This is a genomic window from Pseudomonas sp. TE21394, assembly GCF_054057835.1.
The window spans coordinates 4,496,550-4,516,674 of the sequence record NZ_JBSRZR010000001.1; the positions used below are offsets into that span (position 1 = coordinate 4,496,550).

At 63.0% G+C, this 20,125-nt stretch carries 18 protein-coding genes and 1 pseudogene; 6 read left to right on the top strand and 13 right to left on the bottom strand.

What is annotated here, in order from left to right:
• Positions 1 to 37: 37 nt before the first annotated feature.
• The 3 genes from ACVWZT_RS20705 to ACVWZT_RS20715 are packed head-to-tail and all read right to left on the bottom strand — an operon-like array spanning position 38 to position 3,321.
• Positions 38 to 1,012 carry an NAD-dependent epimerase/dehydratase family protein gene (locus ACVWZT_RS20705; protein WP_457471100.1) on the bottom strand — a complete coding sequence of 325 codons (975 nt, stop codon included), beginning with the start codon at positions 1,010 to 1,012 and terminating at the stop codon, positions 38 to 40.
• The gene (locus ACVWZT_RS20710; protein WP_457471102.1) at positions 1,000 to 2,337 is read right to left on the bottom strand and encodes a UDP-glucose dehydrogenase family protein; all 1,338 of its coding nucleotides are present in this window, start codon (positions 2,335 to 2,337) and stop codon (positions 1,000 to 1,002) included. Before ACVWZT_RS20710 ends, ACVWZT_RS20705 begins: the two co-directional genes overlap by 13 nt.
• Positions 2,338 to 2,385: 48 nt before the next feature.
• Positions 2,386 to 3,321, bottom strand: coding sequence for a LysR family transcriptional regulator (locus tag ACVWZT_RS20715; protein ID WP_296234858.1), 936 nt, complete (start codon positions 3,319 to 3,321; stop codon positions 2,386 to 2,388).
• Positions 3,322 to 3,439: 118 nt separating this feature from the next.
• Between ACVWZT_RS20715 and ACVWZT_RS20720 the strand changes: the two genes are divergently transcribed.
• On the top strand, positions 3,440 to 4,303 hold the full coding sequence (locus ACVWZT_RS20720; RefSeq protein ID WP_296234845.1) for a type 1 glutamine amidotransferase domain-containing protein: 864 nt from the start codon (positions 3,440 to 3,442) through the stop codon (positions 4,301 to 4,303).
• 119 nt (positions 4,304 to 4,422) lie between these two features.
• Positions 4,423 to 5,463, top strand: a complete 1,041-nt coding sequence (locus tag ACVWZT_RS20725) for a class I SAM-dependent methyltransferase (protein WP_457471104.1) — start codon at positions 4,423 to 4,425, stop codon at positions 5,461 to 5,463.
• A gap of 57 nt (positions 5,464 to 5,520) precedes the next feature.
• Here the strand turns inward: ACVWZT_RS20725 and ACVWZT_RS20730 are convergent, their stop codons facing one another.
• The gene (locus ACVWZT_RS20730; RefSeq protein WP_289131435.1) at positions 5,521 to 6,765 is read right to left on the bottom strand and encodes a saccharopine dehydrogenase family protein; all 1,245 of its coding nucleotides are present in this window, start codon (positions 6,763 to 6,765) and stop codon (positions 5,521 to 5,523) included.
• A gap of 31 nt (positions 6,766 to 6,796) precedes the next feature.
• Positions 6,797 to 7,894: a carboxynorspermidine decarboxylase gene (nspC, locus tag ACVWZT_RS20735; RefSeq protein WP_457471106.1), complete on the bottom strand. Its 1,098-nt coding sequence runs from the start codon at positions 7,892 to 7,894 to the stop codon at positions 6,797 to 6,799.
• Between the two features lie 272 nt (positions 7,895 to 8,166).
• Between nspC and ACVWZT_RS20740 the strand changes: the two genes are divergently transcribed.
• On the top strand, positions 8,167 to 8,337 hold the full coding sequence (locus ACVWZT_RS20740; protein WP_170029725.1) for a KGG domain-containing protein: 171 nt from the start codon (positions 8,167 to 8,169) through the stop codon (positions 8,335 to 8,337).
• A gap of 18 nt (positions 8,338 to 8,355) precedes the next feature.
• On the opposite strand, the gene ACVWZT_RS20745 is transcribed toward ACVWZT_RS20740, so the two are convergent.
• The 4 genes from ACVWZT_RS20745 to yghU all read right to left on the bottom strand — a co-directional run bounded on the left by ACVWZT_RS20745 (position 8,356) and on the right by yghU (position 12,750).
• On the bottom strand, positions 8,356 to 9,273 hold the full coding sequence (locus ACVWZT_RS20745; RefSeq protein WP_457471107.1) for a pyridoxal-phosphate dependent enzyme: 918 nt from the start codon (positions 9,271 to 9,273) through the stop codon (positions 8,356 to 8,358).
• The gene (locus tag ACVWZT_RS20750) at positions 9,270 to 9,944 is read right to left on the bottom strand and encodes a helix-turn-helix transcriptional regulator (protein WP_457471109.1); all 675 of its coding nucleotides are present in this window, start codon (positions 9,942 to 9,944) and stop codon (positions 9,270 to 9,272) included. Before ACVWZT_RS20750 ends, ACVWZT_RS20745 begins: the two co-directional genes overlap by 4 nt.
• Before the next feature lie 121 nt (positions 9,945 to 10,065).
• The gene (locus ACVWZT_RS20755; RefSeq protein WP_457471111.1) at positions 10,066 to 11,769 is read right to left on the bottom strand and encodes an amidase; all 1,704 of its coding nucleotides are present in this window, start codon (positions 11,767 to 11,769) and stop codon (positions 10,066 to 10,068) included.
• A 141-nt stretch (positions 11,770 to 11,910) separates the two neighbouring features.
• Positions 11,911 to 12,750: a glutathione-dependent disulfide-bond oxidoreductase gene (yghU, locus tag ACVWZT_RS20760; RefSeq protein ID WP_296234836.1), complete on the bottom strand. Its 840-nt coding sequence runs from the start codon at positions 12,748 to 12,750 to the stop codon at positions 11,911 to 11,913.
• A gap of 200 nt (positions 12,751 to 12,950) precedes the next feature.
• Between yghU and ACVWZT_RS20765 the strand changes: the two genes are divergently transcribed.
• On the top strand, positions 12,951 to 13,997 hold the full coding sequence (locus ACVWZT_RS20765) for an alpha/beta hydrolase family protein (protein ID WP_296234834.1): 1,047 nt from the start codon (positions 12,951 to 12,953) through the stop codon (positions 13,995 to 13,997).
• Here the strand turns inward: ACVWZT_RS20765 and ACVWZT_RS20770 are convergent.
• The 3 genes and pseudogenes from ACVWZT_RS20770 to ACVWZT_RS20780 all read right to left on the bottom strand — a co-directional run.
• A complete protein-coding gene (locus ACVWZT_RS20770; protein WP_457471113.1) occupies positions 13,959 to 15,137 on the bottom strand; it encodes an MFS transporter in 1,179 nt (392 codons plus the stop codon). The genes ACVWZT_RS20765 and ACVWZT_RS20770 overlap by 39 nt on opposite strands.
• 185 nt (positions 15,138 to 15,322) lie before the next feature.
• Positions 15,323 to 16,909 (bottom strand): ABC-F family ATPase, encoded by a 1,587-nt coding sequence (locus ACVWZT_RS20775; RefSeq protein WP_170029732.1) that lies wholly within the window; start codon positions 16,907 to 16,909, stop codon positions 15,323 to 15,325.
• A 20-nt stretch (positions 16,910 to 16,929) separates the two neighbouring features.
• A pseudogene (locus tag ACVWZT_RS20780) lies at positions 16,930 to 17,677 on the bottom strand (site-specific integrase); the annotation flags it as partial.
• Between the two features lie 519 nt (positions 17,678 to 18,196).
• Between ACVWZT_RS20780 and ACVWZT_RS20785 the strand changes: the two are divergent.
• Positions 18,197 to 18,364 carry a hypothetical protein gene (locus tag ACVWZT_RS20785; protein ID WP_457472155.1) on the top strand — a complete coding sequence of 56 codons (168 nt, stop codon included), beginning with the start codon at positions 18,197 to 18,199 and terminating at the stop codon, positions 18,362 to 18,364.
• 301 nt (positions 18,365 to 18,665) lie between these two features.
• On the top strand, positions 18,666 to 19,115 hold the full coding sequence (locus ACVWZT_RS20790) for a carboxymuconolactone decarboxylase family protein (protein ID WP_457471115.1): 450 nt from the start codon (positions 18,666 to 18,668) through the stop codon (positions 19,113 to 19,115).
• 260 nt (positions 19,116 to 19,375) lie between these two features.
• Here the strand turns inward: ACVWZT_RS20790 and ACVWZT_RS20795 are convergent, their stop codons facing one another.
• Positions 19,376 to 20,017, bottom strand: a complete 642-nt coding sequence (locus tag ACVWZT_RS20795) for an HD domain-containing protein (protein ID WP_457471116.1) — start codon at positions 20,015 to 20,017, stop codon at positions 19,376 to 19,378.
• Positions 20,018 to 20,125 lie beyond the last annotated feature (108 nt).

The following is a 20,125-nucleotide window of genomic DNA, read 5'->3' on the forward strand; positions in this document are numbered from 1 at the left end:
TCATGGGCGGCTTGTGACCCTGTCGTAGCCAGGCGGTTCAGACCCGGTAGTAGTCGCGGTACCAAGCCACGAACGCATTGACGCCGTGTGCCAGCGATGTGCCGGGGGTGTAGCCGATCCAGCGCTCCAGCCCACCCACATCGGCCCAGGTTTGCAGCACGTCACCGGGTTGCAGCGGCAGGTAGTCGCGCTGGGCCTGGATGCCCAAGGACTGCTCCAGGCATTCGATGAACTGCAGCAGCCGTACCGGCTGGCCGCGGCCGATGTTGAACAACTGACAGGGCGGTTGCCCTCCGGCCGCCACTGGCGGCTTCAGGCGCAAGCGCACGATGCTCTCGACGATGTCGTCGATGTAGGTGAAGTCGCGGGCCATCAGGCCGTTGTTGTAGACCGCGATTGGCCGGCCTTCGAGAATGGCGCGGGTGAACGTGAACAGAGCCATGTCCGGGCGGCCCCAGGGGCCGTAGACGGTGAAGAAACGCAGCCCGGAGGTCGGCAGTTGGTACAGGTGGGCATAGCTGTACGCCATCAGCTCGTTGGCGCGTTTGCTGGCGGCATAGAGCGACAGGGGGCGCTCGACCGGGTCGTCGACGCTGAACGGCAGTTTGACGTTGGCCCCGTACACCGAGCTGCTGGAGGCATAGATGAAGTGGCGGGGCGGCCGCTGGCGGCAGGCCTCGAGCACATTGAGAAAGCCAACCAGGTTGGCCCGCCCATAGGCACCGGGGTGGTCCAGCGAATAACGCACCCCGGCCTGCGCCGCCAGGTGGATCACCTCGCTGAACGGCTGCCCGGCGAACAATTGCTGCAGTTCAGCCGGGTGGGTGATGTCGAGGGTATGGAAGCGGAAGTTGGCGAAGTCGAACAGTTGCTGCACGCGCCCCAGCTTCAGCTTGACGCTGTAGTAGGCACTGAGGTTGTCGATGCCGACCACCTCGATGCCGGCCTCGCACAGGCGCCGCGCAACGTGATAACCGATGAAACCGGCCACGCCGGTAATCAGTACCGACATGCCGGCTGCACCTGGCCACGGCCAATGCCATAGTAGGTCAGGCCGGCGGCGGCCATGTGCTCCGGTTCGAACAGGTTGCGCCCGTCGAACACCACCCGGTCGGCCAGTTGCTGCAGCACTTTGTCCAGGTCAAGCACGCGGTAATCCTGCCATTCGGTAACGATCACCAGGGCATCGGCACCGCGTAGCGCATCCTCCTTGCAGGGCACCAGGCGCAGGTCGCTACGTGCGCCATAGTGCCGCTGGATCTCGTCCATGGCCTGCGGATCATGGGCCTGTACCCGAGCACCGGCGGCCCACAGCGCTTCCAGCAGCACCCGGCTGGAGGCTTCGCGAATGTCGTTGGTATTGGGCTTGAACGACAGCCCCCACAGGGCGAAGACCTTGCCGCGCAGGCCGCCACGGTAGTGGCGCTGGATCTTGCCGAACAGCCGGCCCTTTTGCCGCTCGTTGACCGACTCCACCGCACGCAGCAGCTGCGGCTCGAAGCCTTCGGCCTCGGCACAGCGGCGCAGGGCTTGCAGATCCTTGGGGAAGCACGAGCCACCGAAGCCGCAGCCGGCATAGATGAAGTCGTAGCCGATGCGCGGGTCCGAACCTATGCCACGGCGCACCATCTCGATGTCGGCGCCCAGGTGCTCGGCCAGGTTGGCGATTTCGTTGATGAACGAGATCTTGGTCGCCAGCATGCAGTTGGCCGCGTACTTGGTCAGCTCGGCACTGCGCGCATCCATCACCATGAGCTTCTCGCGGTTGCGACTGAACGGCAGGTACAGCTCGCGCAGCAGTTCTACCTCGGCGGGTTGCGCGCCGCCGATGATGATACGTTCCGGGCGCATGCAATCGTCCACTGCTGAGCCCTCCTTGAGGAACTCGGGGTTGCTGATCACCTGGAAGCGGCTGCTGTCGGCCACGGCCTGGGCAATGCGCGCCTTGATGCGGTGCACTGTGCCAACGGGGACGGTGGATTTGTTGACGATCACCTTGGGGCCGTCGGCATGTTCGAGGATGCTGTCGACCACCGCGAAGACTTGCCTCAGGTCGGCGCTGCCATCAGCCTGCGGCGGGGTACCGACGGCGATGAACTGCAGCCTGGCAAAGTGCGCCGCTGCGCCGGCGTCGGTGGTGAAGCGCAACCGGCCACAAGCCAGGTTGTTCTCCAGCAAGGGTGCCAGGCCGGGCTCGAAGATCGGGCAATGGCCTGCATTGAGGGTGGCGACCCGTGCGGCGTCGACATCCATGCACAACACCGAGTGCCCCACCTGGGCCAGGCACACTGCCTGGGTGAGGCCAACATAGCCGGTACCGAACACCGTGACCTTCATTTGACAGCTCCTTGGCGAGAAAGCTGAAAAAAAATGTCACATTGTTGTTTAGGAATTGTTACCCGTGCTGCGGGCAGCCTGCTGGGCGACCGCCCATAGCTGTTGGCGGAACCAGCGCCGCAGCGGGTCGGCATGGGTGCGCTCGTGCCAGATCTGCATCACCTCGATCACCGGCAGGGCCAGCGGCAGCGGGTACATGACCAACTCGTCATCCCGTGCGGTGGCCTCGATGGCCAGCGAGCGCAAGCAGGTCAGCAGCAGGTCGGTGCCGCGCAGCAGGCGCGCAGGGGCGATGAAACTCGACAGGCCTGCCACCACCCGGCGCTGTTTGCCCTGGCTGTGCAAAGCGCGGTCGACCAGGCCATCGAGGTCGCCAGTGAGGGTGGTGAGCAGATGGTCGCTGGCGAGGAAAGCGTCGAGGTCCAGGCCTTTCCCCAGGCCAGGATGGCTGCGTGACGCCAGCACCACCAGCGGTTCGCTGAGCAGGCGCTGTTGGTGAAAGGTGTCGGGCAGGTCGGTATAGAACCCGGCCACGGCGAGGTCACAGGTGCCTTTCTCAAGCGCTTCACGGGGTAGCTGGCCGCGGGTGTTGTGGGTGACCAGGGTCAGGTTCGGCGCCTCGCTGCGCAGGATCGGCAGCAGCCCGGGTAGCAGCGTCTGCTCGACATAATCGGTACTGTACAGGTGCAGGCGGGCAGGGCGGGCGAGAAAGTCCCGGCCTTCGCAGCGCTCATAGAAACCTTCCAGGCTCACCACAAGGCGTTCCACCTGCGGCGCCAGTTCGTGGGCACGTGGTGTTGGCGTCAGGCCGCGGGGCGCGCGCACGAACAAGGGGTCGCCAAACTGATGGCGCAGCTTGTTGAGCTTGTGGCTGAGCGCCGGCTGGCTCAGCGCCATGCGTTGGGCGGCGAGGGTGGCGTTGCGTTCCTGGTACAGCACATGGAACAGGTACAGCAGGTTGAAGTCCTTGCTGGCGATATTCATTTTCTGGATCACAGGCATGCGAGCTTTCGAATTATCGAATCATAGCCCAGCCACTAGCATGAGCGCATCGGGCCGCCATGCACGGACGGCCCACGGATGTGATCGAGGAGATTGCTGCATGATCCAGATGTCCAGGCTTGCCCTTGCCGCGGCTGTTACCCTGCTTGCCGCCGGTGCCCAGGCCGCGCCCAGGGGCGAGGTGCTGGTGCTGTTGTCCAGCGAGCACCAGCTGCCGTTGCAGGACGGCAAGCGCTACCCCACCGGTTACTACCTCAACGAGTTCGGCGTGCCAGCCGACCAGTTGCTCAAGGCTGGCTACAAGCTGGTGCTGGTAACGCCGAAGGGCAACGCCCCGAGCGTCGACCCGCGCTCGATCGACCCGAGCTATTTTGCCGGTGATGCGGCCGAGATGAAGCGCATCGAAAAGGTCGTCCAAAGCCTGCCTGACATCGACGATACCCTGTCGGTGAGCGAGGTACTGGCAGCTGATCCAAGCCGTTATGCCGGGCTGTTCATCCCCGGTGGCCATGCGCCCTTGATCGACCTCGCCAACAACCCGGAGGTGGGCGCCTTGCTGCGGCATTTCCACCAGGCCGGCAAACCTACCGCAGCCATCTGCCATGGCCCCATCGCCCTGCTCTCGGCCCAGCAGGACCCGGCAGGCTACCAGGCCGCGCTGGCACGGGGCGCCAAGCCGGCGGCCAGGGACTGGGTGTACAAGGGCTACCGGATGACCATCTTCTCCGATCCTGAAGAGCAGGTATTCGAGGGCTCGCTCAACGGCCAGCGGCTGTTGTTCTACCCGGCTGGCGCCATGGCGATGGCGGGGGGCGACATGGGTTACGCCAAGGCCTGGCAACCCAACGTGGTGGTGGACCGCGAACTGATCACCGCGCAGAACCCGTTCTCGGACAAGGCCTTGGCCAAGGCACTGCTGGAAAAACTGGCCGAGCAGGCACAGCGCCGCGAACAGGGCAACTAGACTTACCAGTGGCCTGCACCGGGTAGCGCTCGGCAGGCCAACACCATCCAACCGACCACCGCCTCCCCGGAGCGGACGTCCCTCGCTGGCGATGGCCTTCTTGCAGAGGAGGGCAGGTCATGGACGAGGCAAGGCTTCACGATTTCATGGGCAAGCTGGTAGGCGACATGGGCGCCGCGGCGACCCTGGCCAATGTGATACTCGGCGACGAACTGGGGTTTTACCGGGCCATGGCCGACAGCCAGCCGACCACCCCCGAGGCACTGGCGGCAAAGACCGGTTGCCACCCACGGCTGGTGCGCGAGTGGCTCAATGCCCAGGCTGCGTCGGGCTACATGGTGCATGACCAGGGCCGCTTCGTATTGCCCGAAGAACAGGCCCTGGCGCTGGAAGACTCCCCCGCCTACATGGCCGGTGGCGCCGCGGTAGTGGCGGCGCTGTTCCATGACAAGGACAAGCTGGTTGCAGCAATGCGCGGTGACGGCGGGTTGGCCTGGGGTGATCATCACCCGTGCATGTTCAGCGGCACCGAGCGATTCTTCCGGCCGGGTTATCGCACTTTTCTGGTGTCCGAATGGCTACCGGCGCTTGAGGGCGTGGTGGCCAGGTTGCAGGCGGGCGCCAAGGTGGCCGACGTCGGCTGCGGGCATGGTGCTTCGACGCTGGTCATGGCCGAGGCGTTTCCGGCCTCCACCTTTATTGGCTACGACTACCACGGGCCTTCCATCGCCACGGCCAACGAGCGTGCGCGCGAAGCGGGGTTGGCGGGAAGGGTGACGTTCCAGCAGGCCAGTGCCAAGGACTATCCGGGACATGACCATGACCTGGTGTGCTTCTTCGATTGCCTGCACGACATGGGCGACCCGGTGGGGGCCGCCAGGCATGCTTACCGCGCCTTGAAAGCCGATGGCACGGTAATGCTGGTGGAACCGTATGCCGAGGACTCGCTGGAGGGCAACCTGACACCGGTCGGGCGCCTGTTCTATGCGGCATCGACCTTCATCTGCACGCCGAACTCGTTATCCCAGGAGGTGGGGTTGGGGCTGGGCGCCCAGGCCGGGGAGGCGCGCTTGCGTGCGGTGTTCGAGGAGGCGGGGTTCGGCCGGTTCCGGCGGGCGACGCAGACACCGTTCAACCTGATCCTGGAGGCCCGCAAGTAGAGGCCGGGCCTGCAAAGCAGAAGGGGCGCCTTGTCGGCACCCCCTCTGGCTTGCTGCTTAGGCTTCAGCGTCCCACGGACGGTCGCCTTTTTCATCCTTGATGCGGGTCGGCAGGCCCATCACGTCCAGCGCCTTGAGGAACGGCTCTGCTGGCAGCTCCTCGACGTTGACCATGCGTTTGGCATCCCACTCGCCACGGGCAACCAGCAGGGCGGCAGCCACCGGCGGAACCCCGGCGGTGTAGGAAATACCCTGGCTGTCGGTCTCGGCGTAGGCTTCTTCGTGGTCGGCCACGTTGTAGATGAACACTTCGCGCGGCTGGCCATCCTTGGTGCCCTTGACCAGGTCGCCGATGCAGGTCTTGCCGGTGTAGCCCGGGGCCAGCGAGGCGGGGTCCGGCAGTACGGCCTTGACCACCTTCAGCGGTACCACTTCCAGGCCTTCGGCGGTTTTCACCGGTTGCTCGGAGAGCAGGCCCAGGTTCTTCAGCACGGTGAACACGTTGATATAGTGTTCGCCGAAGCTCATCCAGAAACGCACGTTCGGCACGTTGAGGTTCTTCGAAAGCGAATGAACTTCATCATGGCCAGTCAGGTACAGGTTCTGCGAACCGACTACTGGCAGGTCGTCGGTACGCTTGACTTCGAACATGCTGTTGCTGGTCCACTGGCTGTTCTGCCAGCTCCAGACTTGCCCGGTGAATTCGCGGAAGTTGATTTCCGGGTCGAAGTTGGTGGCAAAGTACTTGCCATGCGAACCGGCATTGACATCGAGAATGTCGATCGAGTCAATGCTGTCGAAATACTGTTGCTGCGCCAGTTTGGCGTAGCTGTTCACCACACCCGGGTCGAAACCGACGCCGAGAATGGCGGTAATGTTCTTCGCCTGGCACTCTTCGAGGTGTTTCCACTCGTAGTTGCCGTACCACGGCGGGGTCTCACAGATCTTGCCCGGCTCTTCGTGGATGGCGGTGTCCAGGTAGGCGACACCGGTATCGATGCAGGCACGCAGCACCGACATGTTGAGGAAGGCGGAACCGACGTTGATCACGATCTGCGATTCGGTCTCGCGGATCAGTGCCTTGGTCGCCTCGACATCGAGGGCATTGAGCGAGAAGGCCTGGATGTCGGCGGGTACCTTGAGGCTACCCTTGGCCTTGACGCTGTCGATGATGGCCTGGCATTTGGAGATGTTCCGTGACGCGATAGCGATACGACCCAGTTCGTCGTTATGCTGCGCGCACTTGTGGGCCACCACCTTGGCGACACCTCCTGCACCAATGATAAGAACGTTCTTCTTCAATTTATCCCTTGCTCCTTACTGAAAGCCGGTCTTACGACAGGCTGGAAACGTAGTCTTCGAAACCGAACTCGCGCACCACTTCGACGCTGCCGTCGAGTTGCTTGACCACGATGGATGGCATTTTCAGACCGTTGAACCAGTTCTTCTTGACCATGGTGTAACCCGCCGCGTCGACGAACGACAGGCGATCACCGATGGCCAGCGGGCGGTCGAATTGGTATTCGCCGAAGATGTCGCCGGCCAGGCACGACTTGCCGCAGACCATGTAGCTATGTGCGCCGTCGTTCGGGGCCATCTTGGCGTTGAGGCGATAGATCAGCAGGTCGAGCATGTGCGCTTCGATCGAGCTGTCGACCACGGCCAGGTGCTTGCCGTTGTACAGCGTGTCGAGCACGGTCACTTCCAGCGAGGCGCTGTTGGTGATGGCCGCTTCGCCCGGCTCCAGGTACACCTGCACGGCGTATTTTTCCGAGAAGGCTTTCAGACGCGCGCAGAAGGCGTCCAGGGCATAGTCTTCACCGGTGAAGTGGATGCCGCCACCGAGGCTGACCCATTCAACCTGGTGCAGCAGGTGGCCGAAGCGTTCTTCGATGTGGCCGAGCATCTTGTCGAACAGGCCGAAGTCGCCATTTTCGCAGTTGTTGTGGAACATGAAGCCGGAGATCTGCGAAATCACCTGTTCGACCTTGGCCGGGTCCCATTCGCCCAGGCGGCTGAACGGGCGGGCCGGGTCGGCCAGCAGGTAGTCGGAGCTGCTGACCTGCGGGTTGACACGCAGGCCGCGGACCTTGCCTTCGGACTGTTCGGCGAAGCGCTGCAGCTGGCCGATCGAGTTGAAGATGATCTTGTCGCAGTTCTCGAGCATTTCCTCGACCTCGTCGTCGGCCCAGGCCACGCTGTAGGCGTGGGTCTCGCCGGCGAACTTCTGGCGGCCGAGCTTGAGCTCGTACAGCGAAGAAGAAGTGGTGCCGTCCATGTACTGCTGCATCAGGTCGAAGACCGACCAGGTGGCAAAGCACTTGAGGGCGAGCAGTGCCTTGGCACCGGAGTGTTCGCGCACGTAGGCGATCTTCTCCATGTTGCCCAGCAGCTTGGTTTTATCGATGAGGTAGTACGGCGTCTTGATCATTTAAAGGCCCCCGGCCAGGCCGGCCAAAAAAAGGACACGCATTGTGCCTTCACTCGCCGCAGACCGAAAGGGTGGGATGTGCATTTCGTCAGGGTTGCTGACCTTGCAGTGGCTTTTCCGGTCGTGGCGGGCTCAGTAGAACATGTTCATGTGACCATCCTGATCATTATCCATGACCTCGGCAGTTGACCTGAGCCATTGGTCAGGGCAAGGCAATCATCTGCCCGGTCAGGCCTCCAACATTGGGCACTGTTCGATTCAGGAGATGGAGCATGACCAAGCATCACGACAACGGCCACGGTTTTGCCGATGATCCGCAAAGGGTTCATGACGCGGGGCGCAAGGGCGGGTCTGGCAAGGACCTGAAGCAGGACCGTGCGGAGAAAGCACGTGTGGGCGGGCAACACAGCCACGGCGGTTCGCGTCGGCGCGGCGAAGGCTGACTTCACCGCGCCAGCGCTTTATTCGGCCACGGCCAGCCAGGCGTGGATCTGCGCCAGGGTAGCGGTGGCCCCGCCACACACGACCACCAGCACGTTACGGTAGCCGGCCAGCGCGACCGCGTCATGAGCCAACGCCAGCGCGGCACCGCAGGCCGGTTCTACCAGCACACGATGATCCAGCAGAAAGCGCTCGCAGGCTTCGAGCGCGGCACGGTCGCTGACTACATGGCTGTGCAGCGGGTGCCGGGTTGCGCAGGCCAGTGCCTGATCGGCAACACGCTTTGCCCCCAGCGACGTGGCCACCGAGTCGATACGGTCCAGCTCCACCGGCTCCCCTGCCTGCAAGGCCGCATGCAACGACGCCGCGCCTGTGGTCTCCACGGCCAGCACCGGTACATCACCCCAGCCGTTGCGTTGCAGCCCCTCGACCACCCCGCAGAGCAGGCCACCACCGCCTACCGACAGCACCACCGCATCCGGCTTCAGGCCGGCCTCGGCAACCTCATCCACCAGGCTGGCGTGCCCGGCCCACAGCAGTGGGTCGTCGAACGGGTGGATGAAAGCATCACCCTGGGCCACCAGGGTTTGCGCCAGGGTGTTGGCTTCCTGCCAGGAACTACCGTGGATCACCACCTTGGCGCCTTCCAGGCGTAGCAGTTCCCTGGCCCGCTCGGTGGTGGTTTCGGGCACCACCACGGTGACCGGCACGTCCAGCTTGCGCCCGGCATAGGCGACCGCCAGACCCGCGTTGCCGCCCGAGGAGGAAACGAAATGCCGCGCGCCACGGGCATGCTGCACTTCGCAGGCATGGCCGACACCGCGCAACTTGAACGAGCCGCAGGGTTGCAGGGCATCGAGCTTGAGCCAGATGTTGCACCCGGCTGCCAGCGACAGCGGGCGGGATTCGATCAAGGGGGTAGGGATATGCAAGGTCATCGGCTGGCTCCGCGCAGTTGCTCGAGGTAGTTGTAAATGGTGTAGCGGGTCACCCCCAGGGCACTGGCAGCTTTTTCCACCCCGCCTCTGACGATGAACAGGCCACGCTCCTGCATCACCCGTACAGCCTCGACCTTGGCCTGCTTGTTCATCCGCCCCTGGCCGCTGCGCTGCAGCGAGGCCTGGATGATCTCGCTCATCAGCAGCTCCATGTCGGCGGGCTCGGTGACCGTGGGGGCCGTAGCTAGGGGCTGGAATTGCTGGAGGAAGCTCATGGCGGCGTCCAGGCCGGTGACATCGGTGTTGACGCAAAGGCTGGCGAAGGGGTGGCCGGTGCTGTCACGGAAGATCGCCGTGGCGCTGCGCAAGGTGCGGCCTTTGAGGGTGGTGGGGTAGTCGGGAACGACCACCGGCGCGCAGCCTTGCTGATCGGCCGAGGCTTGCATGAGCGCCTTGAAGCCCTGGTCCTGTTCCGGGGCGGCGAGGATCGGGCTGCCGACACCGCGGCCGGAAAGGTGGCCGTTGACGATCGCCACCACGGAGCGTTCCGGGTGGTCAAGGTCGTGCAGGAGTATTTCCAGGTTGCGTGGGGCAACGCTGCCCATGGCCTGGATGGCGGCCTTGAGGACGGTGAGGGTGAGCCGGCGTTCTGCTTCGGGCATCAGGGACATGGCAAATCGCAAAATCAACGTTTTGTGTATTTTTACACGTAAAGTTGAATTTTGCGATTTGCTTTTTCAAGCCCAACCGCCGGCGAACCCGCGAATGGGCCGCCAAGCGGCCCGCTGTCGCTTAACCCAGCGGCGGCGTGCGCGGCGGGATCATGCGGCGCGAGCCGGTCGCCTCGAAGGCTGCACCGAAGCTGAGCAGCGCGTTGTCACTGTAAGCCCGGCCAGCGAAGGTCAGCCCCACCGGCATGCCGATGTCGGCCATGACGCCCATCGGCACGGTCACGGTCGGTACGCCCAGGTGGCGGATCGCCAGGTTGCCATTGGCCACCCAGATACCATTGCTCCAGGCGATGTCGGCCGAAACCGGGTTGACATCGGCATCCGCCGGGCCCACGTCGGCCACGGTGGGGAACAGCACCGCGTCCAGGCCCAGGTTGTCCATCCAGTCTTCCAGGTCGATCCTGCGGGTCTTTTCCAGGCCGCGCAGGCCGTCGGGCAGGGTCTCGATCTGGTCCCAGCTCTTCAGGCCGCGCTTGGCCATGTTGACGTATTCGTCCATGCCAGCCGCCAGGTCGTCCTCACGGTTGGGCAGGGTGCCCGGGTCGTGGGGGAAGATCAGCGGGCCATCGACGTCGGCCAGGCGGTTGAGCTTGGGGTCGTCATTGGCGCGCAGGAAGTCGTCGAACGCCCAGCCAGACAGTTCCCACAGTTCGTCATGCAGGAATGCCTTGCTGACGATGCCGCGGTTGTACACGGTCGGCGCGCCCGGGCGGTCGCCTTCGCAGTTGGATACCAACGGGAAGTCCACTTCCAGCACCTCGGCGCCGGCCGCCTCCAGCGCCTGGCGTGCCTCCTGCCACAACGCGATCACGCTGGCGCGGGTGTTGATGCGCTGGCCGGTCGGGCCGCCGATGCCGGGTTTCTCGGAGGTGCCGGCCGCGGGGTCGGCATTGATGTACATGCGCGGCACGCCAAAGCGCTTGCCCTTGAGCGCGCTGGCATCCACGGCCAGGTCGAGGTAGCTGGCGGGGCGCACCTGGGAGGCCGGCGGGATTGGTACCCAGGGCTGCAGGCGCCACAGGTCGCCGCGCTTGTCGGCGTCGTCGGCAACCACCACGTCGAGGACCTCCAGCAGGTCGGCCATGGTGCGGGCATACGGCACCACCACATCCATGGTCGGTGTCAGCGGCCAGTTGCCACGCACCGAGATCACCCCGCGCGACGGCGTGTAGGCGCACAAGCCGTTGTTGGACGCCGGGCCACGGCCGCTGGACCAGGTTTCTTCGGCCAGACCGAAGGCGCTGAAGCTGGCTGCAGTGGCGGTGCCGGCACCGTTGGACGAGCCCGAGGCGAACGGTGCGGTCAGGTAATTGGCGTTGTAAGGGCTTTCGGCACGGCCGTACACCCCGCGCTGCATGCCGCCGTTGGCCATCGGTGGCATGTTGGTCTTGCCCAGGCAGATGGCGCCGGCGGCACGCAGGCGCTCGATGGTGAAAGCGTCGCGCTGGGCTACCAGGTCCTTGAACGCCGGGCTGCCGGAAGCAGCGGTCAGGCCTTTGACCAGGTAGCTGTCCTTGGCCGTGTAGGGGATGCCGTCCAGCGGGCTCAGCAGCTGGCCTTTGGCGCGGCGGGCGTCGGACGCCTCGGCCTCGGCCAGAGCCTGCGGGTTGCGCACTACCACGGCGTTCAGGGCGGTGGCGGTGTCGGCGCCGTCATAGGCGTCGATGCGCGCCAGGTAGGCCTTGACCAGTTCGACCGCCGTCGTGCGGCCCGACTCGAGTGCGTCGCGCAGCTCGGCAATGGAAACCTCGGTTACCTCGATCATGCTTTCACCAAAAAATGTGCAGGTGGGGGCTAATGCGAGGAGTGTACAAGAAGGGCCTGGCCGGCGCAGGTTTGCGCGGGGGCAAATGGTTTCATGCAGGCGGGCATTGTCGGGGGCCGGGTAACGGCCCCCGACCGTCTTTCAGTCCAGGTCGGACGCCGCGTGCCGCTCTGGCACCTGGCTGCTTTCATCTCCCCAGGTACGGTTCACCCGGGTGCCGCGCTGCACTGCCGGTCGCAGGGCAATTTCCTCGGCCCAGCGCTGTACATGCGGGTATTCGTCCACCGCCAGGAACTCCGCCGCGCCATACAGGTTACCGCGCACCAACTGGCCATACCACGGCCACACGGCGATATCGGCGATGCTGTATTGCTCGCCGCCCAGGTAGCGGCTTTGCGCCAGGCGCCGATCGAGCACATCCAGCTGCCGCTTGGCTTCCATGGTGAAGCGGTTGATCGCGTACTCGAACTTTTCCGGCGCGTAGACATAGAAGTGGCCAAAGCCACCGCCCAGGTAAGGTGCCGCCCCCATCTGCCAGAACAGCCAGTTCAGGCTCTCGGTGCGGGCTGCCGGCGCCTCGGGCAGCAGGGCGCCGAATTTTTCTGCCAGGTACAGCAGGATCGAGCCCGACTCGAACACCCGCACCGGCGGCTCGACGCTGCGGTCGAGCAATGCGGGGATCTTCGAGTTGGGGTTGACCTGAACGAAACCGCTGGAAAATTGCTCACCTTCGCCGATGCGGATCAGCCAGGCATCATATTCGGCGCCTTGGTGGCCCAGGGCGAGCAGTTCTTCCAGGGCAATGGTGACCTTGACGCCATTGGGCGTGGCCAGTGAGTACAACTGCAGCGGGTGCTTGCCCAGCGGCAGGTCCTGGTCGTGCGTCGGGCCGGCAACCGGGCGGTTGATGCTGGCGAACTGGCCGCCGGACGCTGCGTCGTTACGCCAGACCTTGGGTGGCACGTAGGCGGGCTTGCTCATGCAGGAATCTCCTTGGGTGGCGCGATATGAACACTTGAAGACGTCGGCCTGTATCTATGCCACGGGTTCGATGAAAAGCGCAAATGCACCGTACGCAAGCGTCACGCGCACGGCATCGGTTTAATCCAGGTTTCATCCGCCACTGGCCAGCGCGGTTCTATGCTGGGTAATCGCTTCACCCGGCAAGGACCCGTCGGCCGATGACTCTTCCACGCTGCCTGCTGGCCCTGGCTCTGTGCGGCGGCCTGCTGACCCAAGCCGAGGCCACGCCCTGGGTTGCCGGCCTGCACCACATGAGCTTGTCCGATCCGGTCGACGCCCGGCCCATGCAAGCACTGGCGTTCTACCCGGCTGTTGGCAGAACCCGCAGCAGCCGCCTGGACGGCTATCCGATCGACGTGGCTGAAGAAGCGCCGGTAGCGTTGGGCCAATTCCCCTTGCTGGTGCTGTCTCATGGCAACACTGGCAGCCCGCTGGCCTTGCATTACCTGGCCACCTCGCTGGCGCGTCGGGGGTTTGTGGTGGTGGCGGTGGTGCACCCGGGCGACAATGCCCGCGATCACAGCCGCCTGGGGACCCTGAGCAACCTGTATGGCCGGCCGCTGCAAGTCAGTGCCGCGATCACCGCGGCCCGCGAGGATGCTTTGCTGGGGCCTTATCTGAACAACGCCAAGGTGGGGGTGATCGGCTATTCGGCCGGCGGTGAAACCGCCTTGATTGTTTCCGGTGCGCGCCCCGACCTGGACCGCCTGCGCCGGTATTGCCTGGAGCGCCCGAACGACGCCGATGCCTGCAGGACGCACGGGGTACTGATCGCCGACCGCAGCGAGCTGGCGCCCATGGCTGACCAGCGGGTGGGCGCGCTGATGCTGATGGCGCCGCTGAGCTTGTTGTTCGACCGCCATACCCTGGCCGGGGTGCGCTTGCCGGTGCTGATCTATAGCGGTGACAACGACCAGCTGGTGGCGGTGGATCGTAACGCCGAAGCCTTGGCTCGCAAGCTGCCGGTTACTGCAGACTATCGCCTGCTGGCCGGCGCTGGGCATTTCGTGTTCATGGCCCGTTGCGACAGCGAGCAATACGCGCGCATGCCGGCGCTGTGCAAGGACGCCGAAGGTGTGGATCGCCGCAATATCCACCATTCGCTGCAGCGCGAAACCGCAGCGTTCTTCAGCCAGGCGCTGGGCGCGCCGCAGCCGGCCGAGCGCTCAGCCGCGACGAGCCTGCCGCGCCAGCCACAGCGTTAGGCCGACGCCCGCCAGGGCCAGCAGGGCCGCCACAGCGAAGACCAACGCATACCCCAGGTGCACGGCAACTGCGCCCATCAGCGGCCCGGCGATGGCCAGGGCCAAGTCGAAGAACACCGCGTAGGCGCCCAGCCCGGCGCCGCGGCTGCTGGCAGGTACCTGCCTGATCGCCTCGACCCCCAGCGCGGGGTACACCAGCGACAGCCCGAAGCCGGTAAGGCCGGCGCCAACCAGTGCCCACGGCGGCGAAGGTGCCAGCCACAGCAGGCTCAACCCGAGCACTTCGGTGGCCATACAGGCCACGGCGACGTTGTAGCCGCCAAACCGGTTGACTGCGTTGACGAACAGCAGCCGCGAAAGGATGAAACACAGGCCAAAGGCGCTCAGGCACCAGGCTGCGCCGACCCAGCCTCGCTCCAGGTAGTAAAGGGTAACGAAGGTGGTCAGGGTGCCGTAGCCGATCGACGCGAGGGTCAGGCCCAGGCCGCACGGCGCGACCCGTCCGAAGGCCGCCCAGAACGGCAGGCGCTCGCCGCGGACCACGACCACGTCCGAACGCTTGCGCAACACCAGCAGGGTCAATAGCGCCAGTATCAGCAGCGCTGGCCCCAGCACGCGAAAGCCCAGCCCATCTACCGCCAGCACGCCCAGGGGCGCGCCAATCGCGATGGCACCGTAGGAAGCAATCCCGTTCCATGAGATCACCCGCGCGGTGTGCTCGGGACCGACCTGGCTGATACCCCAACTCAACGTGGCCACACCGATCAGCCCCTGAGCGATACCCAGCAGCACCCGACCGCCGAGCAGTAGTGCCAGGCTCAGCAGCGGTAGCGTCACGGTCAGGGCCGACAGCAACGTCAGTAGCCCGCAGCCGGCGATCCCCAGCAGACCGAAACGAATGGCCCGTTTCCCGCCCAGGGTGTCCGCCACCCGCCCGGCAAAGGGGCGGCTGAGCAAGGTGGCCAGATACTGCAGGCCGATGGTCGCACCGGCGACGATTGCGCCATAGCCCAGCTGGTCGTGCACATGGCCGGGCAGCACGGCGATCGGCAGGCCGATGCAAAGAAAGGCAATGAAGGTGTAGAAGACGATCGACAGGATCTGCCGGGTGATGCCGGCGGCAGGTTGTTGCGCGGTCATGGGCTCGTTCGCGGGCGGGCGGTTGGGCGTGGTCCCCATCATGGCCGTTGCGTGGAGGAAAAGAAAGCAGGCTAACGAATTATTCGTTGGGGAAGGGCAGCGTTCGGGACAGGGGTGGATTGTTCGCCGGTTTATCCGCGAAGAAGCCGGCCCGGCCACGCAAATGGCCAGGCCTGGCCCTTCAATCAGACCAGCACACCCTGGCTACGCAGGTAGTCATCGTAGGTGCCGCTGAAGTCCACCACACCATCGGCCGACAGCTCGATGATGCGGGTGGCCAGCGACGACACGAACTCCCGATCGTGGCTGACGAACAGCAGGGTGCCCGGGTAGTTTTCCAGCGCCAGGTTCAGCGCCTCGATCGATTCCATGTCCAGGTGGTTGGTCGGCTCGTCCATGACCAGCACGTTCGGCTTCTGCAGGATCAGCTTGCCGAACAGCATGCGGCCTTGCTCACCACCGGAGATCACCTTCACCGACTTGAGAATCTCGTCGTTGGAGAACAGCATGCGCCCAAGGGTGCCGCGGATCACTTGTTCACCGGAGGTCCACTGGCCCATCCAGTCGAACAGGGTCATGTCTTCTTCGAAATCGTGAGCGTGGTCCTGGGCGTAGTAGCCCACTTCGGCGCTGTCGGTCCACTTCACTTCGCCCTTGTCCGGGGTCATTTCACCGACCAGGGTGCGCAGCAGGGTGGTCTTGCCGATACCGTTGGGGCCGATGATCGCCACGCGCTCGCCGGCTTCGATGGTGAAGCCCAGGTCCTTGAACAGCACCTTGTCGTCGAACGCCTTGGACATTTTCTCGACGGTCACGGCCTGGCGGTGCAGCTTCTTGGTCTGCTCGAAGCGGATGAACGGGCTTACCCGGCTCGATGGCTTGACCTCGGCCAGCTGGATCTTGTCGATCTGCTTGGCGCGCGAGGTGGCCTGCTTGGCCTTGGAGGCGTTGGCCGAGAAGCGGCTGACGAAGGTCTGCAACTCGGCGATTTGCGCCTTCTTCTTGGCGTTGTCGGCCAACAGTTGCTCGCGCGCCTGGGTAGCGGCGGTCATGTACTCGTCGTAGTTGCCCGGGAACAGGCGCAGCTCGCCGTAGTCCAGGTCGGCCATGTGGGTGCAGACACTGTTGAGGAAGTGCCGGTCGTGGGAAATGATCACCATGGTGCTGTTACGCGCGGTGAGGATGTTTTCCAGCCAGCGGATGGTGTTGATGTCCAGGTGGTTGGTCGGTTCGTCGAGCAGCAGCACGTCCGGGTCCGAGAACAGCGCCTGGGCCAGCAGCACACGCAGCTTCCAGCCAGGGGCCACTTCGCTCATCGGGCCGAAGTGCTGCTCCAGTGGAATACCCAGGCCCAGCAGCAGTTCACCGGCGCGCGATTCGGCGGTGTAGCCGTCCATTTCGGCGAACTCGGTTTCCAACTCGGCGACGGCCATGCCGTCTTCCTCGGTCATTTCCGGCAGCGAATAGATGCGGTCGCGTTCGGCTTTGACCTTCCACAGCTGGGCGTGGCCCATGATCACCGTGTCGATCACGGTGAATTCCTCGTAGGCGAACTGGTCCTGGCGCAGCTTGCCCAGGCGCGTGTTCGGTTCGAGCATGACCTGGCCGGCGGATGGCTCCAGGTCACCACCGAGGATCTTCATGAAGGTCGACTTGCCGCAACCGTTGGCGCCGATCAGGCCGTAGCGGTTGCCGTTGTTGAATTTGACGGAAACGTTTTCGAACAGCGGCTTGGAGCCGAACTGCATGGTGATGTTGGCGGTGGAGATCAAGGAGCTTACCTATCAATAACTTACGTGGCTTCTTCGCAGCTACGGACCAATTTCGGACCAATTTGGAGCTTTTCCAGCTCCTGCCAGTCGTTTTACGAGTTAATCCAGCGCGCATAAGTCGACAAGAGCATCTGCACGCTATGCCCGAGCTGCTGGGCGATAAATGCGGGGGTTGAGACCAGACATTAAGCATATTGTCGCATAGGTGTGGCGGCAGTTATACGGGGGCGGTATCGGACCCAAGCCTTTGAGGATCGGGCGCCACTGATGGTGCAGGTCCGACGTCTGCTTGACGTGCTCTCCATTCTTCCCAGGCGGGAAGACGAACGGCGATTCGATAAGTTGCCCTTTGCCCAGCCTGCGGCGCTCTGCGTACTGCCTGGCGAGCTCCAAGGCGTGCAAGGCCCTGTCGTTGAGCAACGAAAACCTATCCTAGTTCTTGCTCGGCCGATGAGGATGCTTGTATATCTCGGCAATGATCAGATTCGCCTCGTCCAAGGTAAAAGGAACGACCTCTTTCCTCGAGCGTGCTGGCAGCTGTATGGCTTCAGCCGCGTTCCTGGTGATCAGACCGTCCAGTACCACCGCTGAGCGCAGGATGGTTGACGGCTTCACCATCGCATTGCGCTTGACCGGCGGTGAAGTCCAGGCGGCGGTGGCGAAGATTCGCCTCAGGGGCGTCGATGTAATCAAATCAATATGCACCAAGGCGAGGTGCGGCACCCAGCATAGGCTCAGAGTGCCTTTATAGTTCAGCCTGGTGCCAGCTCTTGGACGGGCATCGACTTGGCTGAATGCGCGCGAGACAGGGTTGCCCTATGATTCGGTGAGCCCACGTCTGATAATGCCTCGGATATCAATATTCAATGCAGGGCCAATAATGGACTACCGTGCAACTCGCTACGCCCTATTTGCCGTTGCCTTCTTCGTAATGTGCCAGCCAGTACAAGCATCGACCTGGCAAATTTGCCGTATGGAGCTCCTTATCACTGATGTGTTGAAGCTTCCCTATCCAAAGCTACAGGCCCAGGTCGTGAAGGTAAGCCAGGCATCGACTACGGCAGAATGTCCGGAAAAGGGGGGGACTATCACATTCGTACCGGAAACTGCTGATTACCAAAGCACGCTCCCACGCAGGCAGTGGCCCAAAAAAGGCCAGTTGATGCACATCAACTACCGATATCTGGATGGGACGTGTAAAGGTGATGGCCATCCCCATGAGTGCCGTATTGAACACTACCCCTTGGCGGGTACTTTGTAGGCGTCCGGAGAACACATGTTCGCCACATGCAGGTCGAAGATCTTGCGTCGAGCATGGGCCCTGCAGCCGATTTCGGTGATAGCCATCTGACATTCCTTTGGAATGCGAAAGCCCGCCAGAGCCGCTTCGCCACTTTGATCGGCCAGCCCATCGGTACCCGATTGCATCGCTGGCGGCTGCAGGGCGCGCACTGAACCTGTTCTTCTACCTGGCGCCCTCAACACTTGAGACAGAGGGGCCTGTATTCGAGCGCAACTGTGCGATGCTGCCGCCCCGCTGGAAGAAACCGTATCGCTACTTCTGGTCTTTTATGCTGACTGATCGTTCCTATCTAGAAAAGCGACCCGCCACCTTCCGCTGCATAAAGCTAGCCTCATTCGGCGCTTGATATCCAAAAATATTGGAGCCCAGAAATTACAGCGGATTGGCTCCATGAGCCGAGCCGCGTACGCCATAAAATGCGTCTGTGTTTACGAAAGCGCTTATGGAGTAGGTATGGCTCGCATGAATTGGTTTGAAAAGTCTCCCGGTGCGGCAAAAGCGCTGACCGGGTTACACCACTATGTAACCACCGGAACGAATCTGCCTCCGGAGTTGATCCATCTGGTTTTCCTTCGAGTATCGCAGATCAATGGTTGCGCGTATTGCATCGATCTTCACTCTCGCGACTTGATCAAAGGCCACATGTCCGTTGATAAGGTTCTGCTAGTCGCGGTTTGGCATGAGGCGGAGCACCTCTTCTCCGACCTGGAGCGCGCTGCGTTGAAGTGGGCAGAAGAGGTGACCAACGTGGGCGAGACCCATGTTTCGGACGAGGCTTACGCTGCTGCCTCCGCAGTTTTCAACGAGCGAGACTTGGTAGATTTGACTGCCACAATTGCTGCAATGAATGCTTTCAACCGGATGGGGGTTACGTTCAGGCTCAAACCTGCCGCGAAGGCTTAGCGGTTAACCGCCTGACCTTGGGAAGCGGAGCCTACCTGGGAAGTCGCCAAGTTGGAGCTCGGCTTTCCGCCTTGCAAGGGTGTGGAAATCGGCATCAATTTTAGCCGCATCGCCTCGATCTACAGATAGCGGGCCGAATGGCTCCTGTTTTCGTAGACACCTTCAAGCCTCAGGTAGCCAAGCTGCTCGCCTGCTCGTTGTGGTCAAGACTTTGCCTAGGCAACCCGGAAACGAAGGGGCCGTAATGCGGCCCCTTTCCTTTAGCTCGGCCAGCAGGACTGGCGAATAATGCTGCAGAAGTTACCCGCCAGGAAGCCAGGCTCCTTGTCGGCTATCACATCAGCCTTGACGTTGCCGAATGTCGTTTGCGGCTTGTGGCGGATGCCGTCATAGAACGTCTGGATGATGGCTTCTTTGAATTGATCGCCACGTGGATGTGCTTGAACCACGGCATCCCGCTCAGCTGCGCTGAGCTTCTCGTGGTGTAACCCGAGAACATCGGTCTCTACGCCAGCAGTGACCAATGCAATGAGCGGGTGCATGTGCTCTGGAATCCCTGGAGTGGTGTGAAGTGCAATTGCAGTCCATACGCGTTCTATGTCGCGTTCATTGATGCCATGAGCTTGGAGAAAATCACGCGCGGCATTCGCTCCATCGACTTCAAAGCGACAACAATCGCTGCTGTGCTGGTGGGTCAGGCCCATGTCATGGAACATGCAACCTGCGTAGAGAAGCTCGTCGTTGTATTTCAGGCCCAGTCGCTTACCAGCAAGCGATGCGAAATAGAAGACACGGCTCGAATGATGGAAAAGAAGGGGCGAGGCGGTGTCCCGCACAAGCTCGGTGATTTCTCGGGCCATCGAACTCTGAGGTACGTGAATGCCAGCAATGGCGTTAGTCATATGGAGATCCTGGGTAGGGTGAGTGAGGACTCCAGTCTGAGTGCCCAGGTGCATGGCATCAATTGACTTGTTGCGTCAAATCCTGCCATTGTCAGCCAGTATCGGACT

What these genes read in the sequence shown, in the direction of transcription:
- ACVWZT_RS20705 (WP_457471100.1), bottom strand. Translation starts at nt 1,012, where the DNA reads ATGTCGGTACTGATTACCGGCGTGGCCGGTTTCATCGGTTATCACGTT.
- ACVWZT_RS20710 (WP_457471102.1), bottom strand. Translation starts at nt 2,337, where the DNA reads ATGAAGGTCACGGTGTTCGGTACCGGCTATGTTGGCCTCACCCAGGCA.
- ACVWZT_RS20715 (WP_296234858.1), bottom strand. Translation starts at nt 3,321, where the DNA reads ATGAATATCGCCAGCAAGGACTTCAACCTGCTGTACCTGTTCCATGTG.
- ACVWZT_RS20720 (WP_296234845.1), top strand. Translation starts at nt 3,440, where the DNA reads ATGATCCAGATGTCCAGGCTTGCCCTTGCCGCGGCTGTTACCCTGCTT.
- ACVWZT_RS20725 (WP_457471104.1), top strand. Translation starts at nt 4,423, where the DNA reads ATGGACGAGGCAAGGCTTCACGATTTCATGGGCAAGCTGGTAGGCGAC.
- nspC (WP_457471106.1), bottom strand. Translation starts at nt 7,894, where the DNA reads ATGATCAAGACGCCGTACTACCTCATCGATAAAACCAAGCTGCTGGGC.
- ACVWZT_RS20740 (WP_170029725.1), top strand. Translation starts at nt 8,167, where the DNA reads ATGACCAAGCATCACGACAACGGCCACGGTTTTGCCGATGATCCGCAA.
- ACVWZT_RS20745 (WP_457471107.1), bottom strand. Translation starts at nt 9,273, where the DNA reads ATGACCTTGCATATCCCTACCCCCTTGATCGAATCCCGCCCGCTGTCG.
- ACVWZT_RS20750 (WP_457471109.1), bottom strand. Translation starts at nt 9,944, where the DNA reads ATGTCCCTGATGCCCGAAGCAGAACGCCGGCTCACCCTCACCGTCCTC.
- ACVWZT_RS20755 (WP_457471111.1), bottom strand. Translation starts at nt 11,769, where the DNA reads ATGATCGAGGTAACCGAGGTTTCCATTGCCGAGCTGCGCGACGCACTC.
- yghU (WP_296234836.1), bottom strand. Translation starts at nt 12,750, where the DNA reads ATGAGCAAGCCCGCCTACGTGCCACCCAAGGTCTGGCGTAACGACGCA.
- ACVWZT_RS20765 (WP_296234834.1), top strand. Translation starts at nt 12,951, where the DNA reads ATGACTCTTCCACGCTGCCTGCTGGCCCTGGCTCTGTGCGGCGGCCTG.
- ACVWZT_RS20770 (WP_457471113.1), bottom strand. Translation starts at nt 15,137, where the DNA reads ATGACCGCGCAACAACCTGCCGCCGGCATCACCCGGCAGATCCTGTCG.
- ACVWZT_RS20785 (WP_457472155.1), top strand. Translation starts at nt 18,197, where the DNA reads ATGCAGGTCGAAGATCTTGCGTCGAGCATGGGCCCTGCAGCCGATTTC.
- ACVWZT_RS20790 (WP_457471115.1), top strand. Translation starts at nt 18,666, where the DNA reads ATGGCTCGCATGAATTGGTTTGAAAAGTCTCCCGGTGCGGCAAAAGCG.
- ACVWZT_RS20795 (WP_457471116.1), bottom strand. Translation starts at nt 20,017, where the DNA reads ATGACTAACGCCATTGCTGGCATTCACGTACCTCAGAGTTCGATGGCC.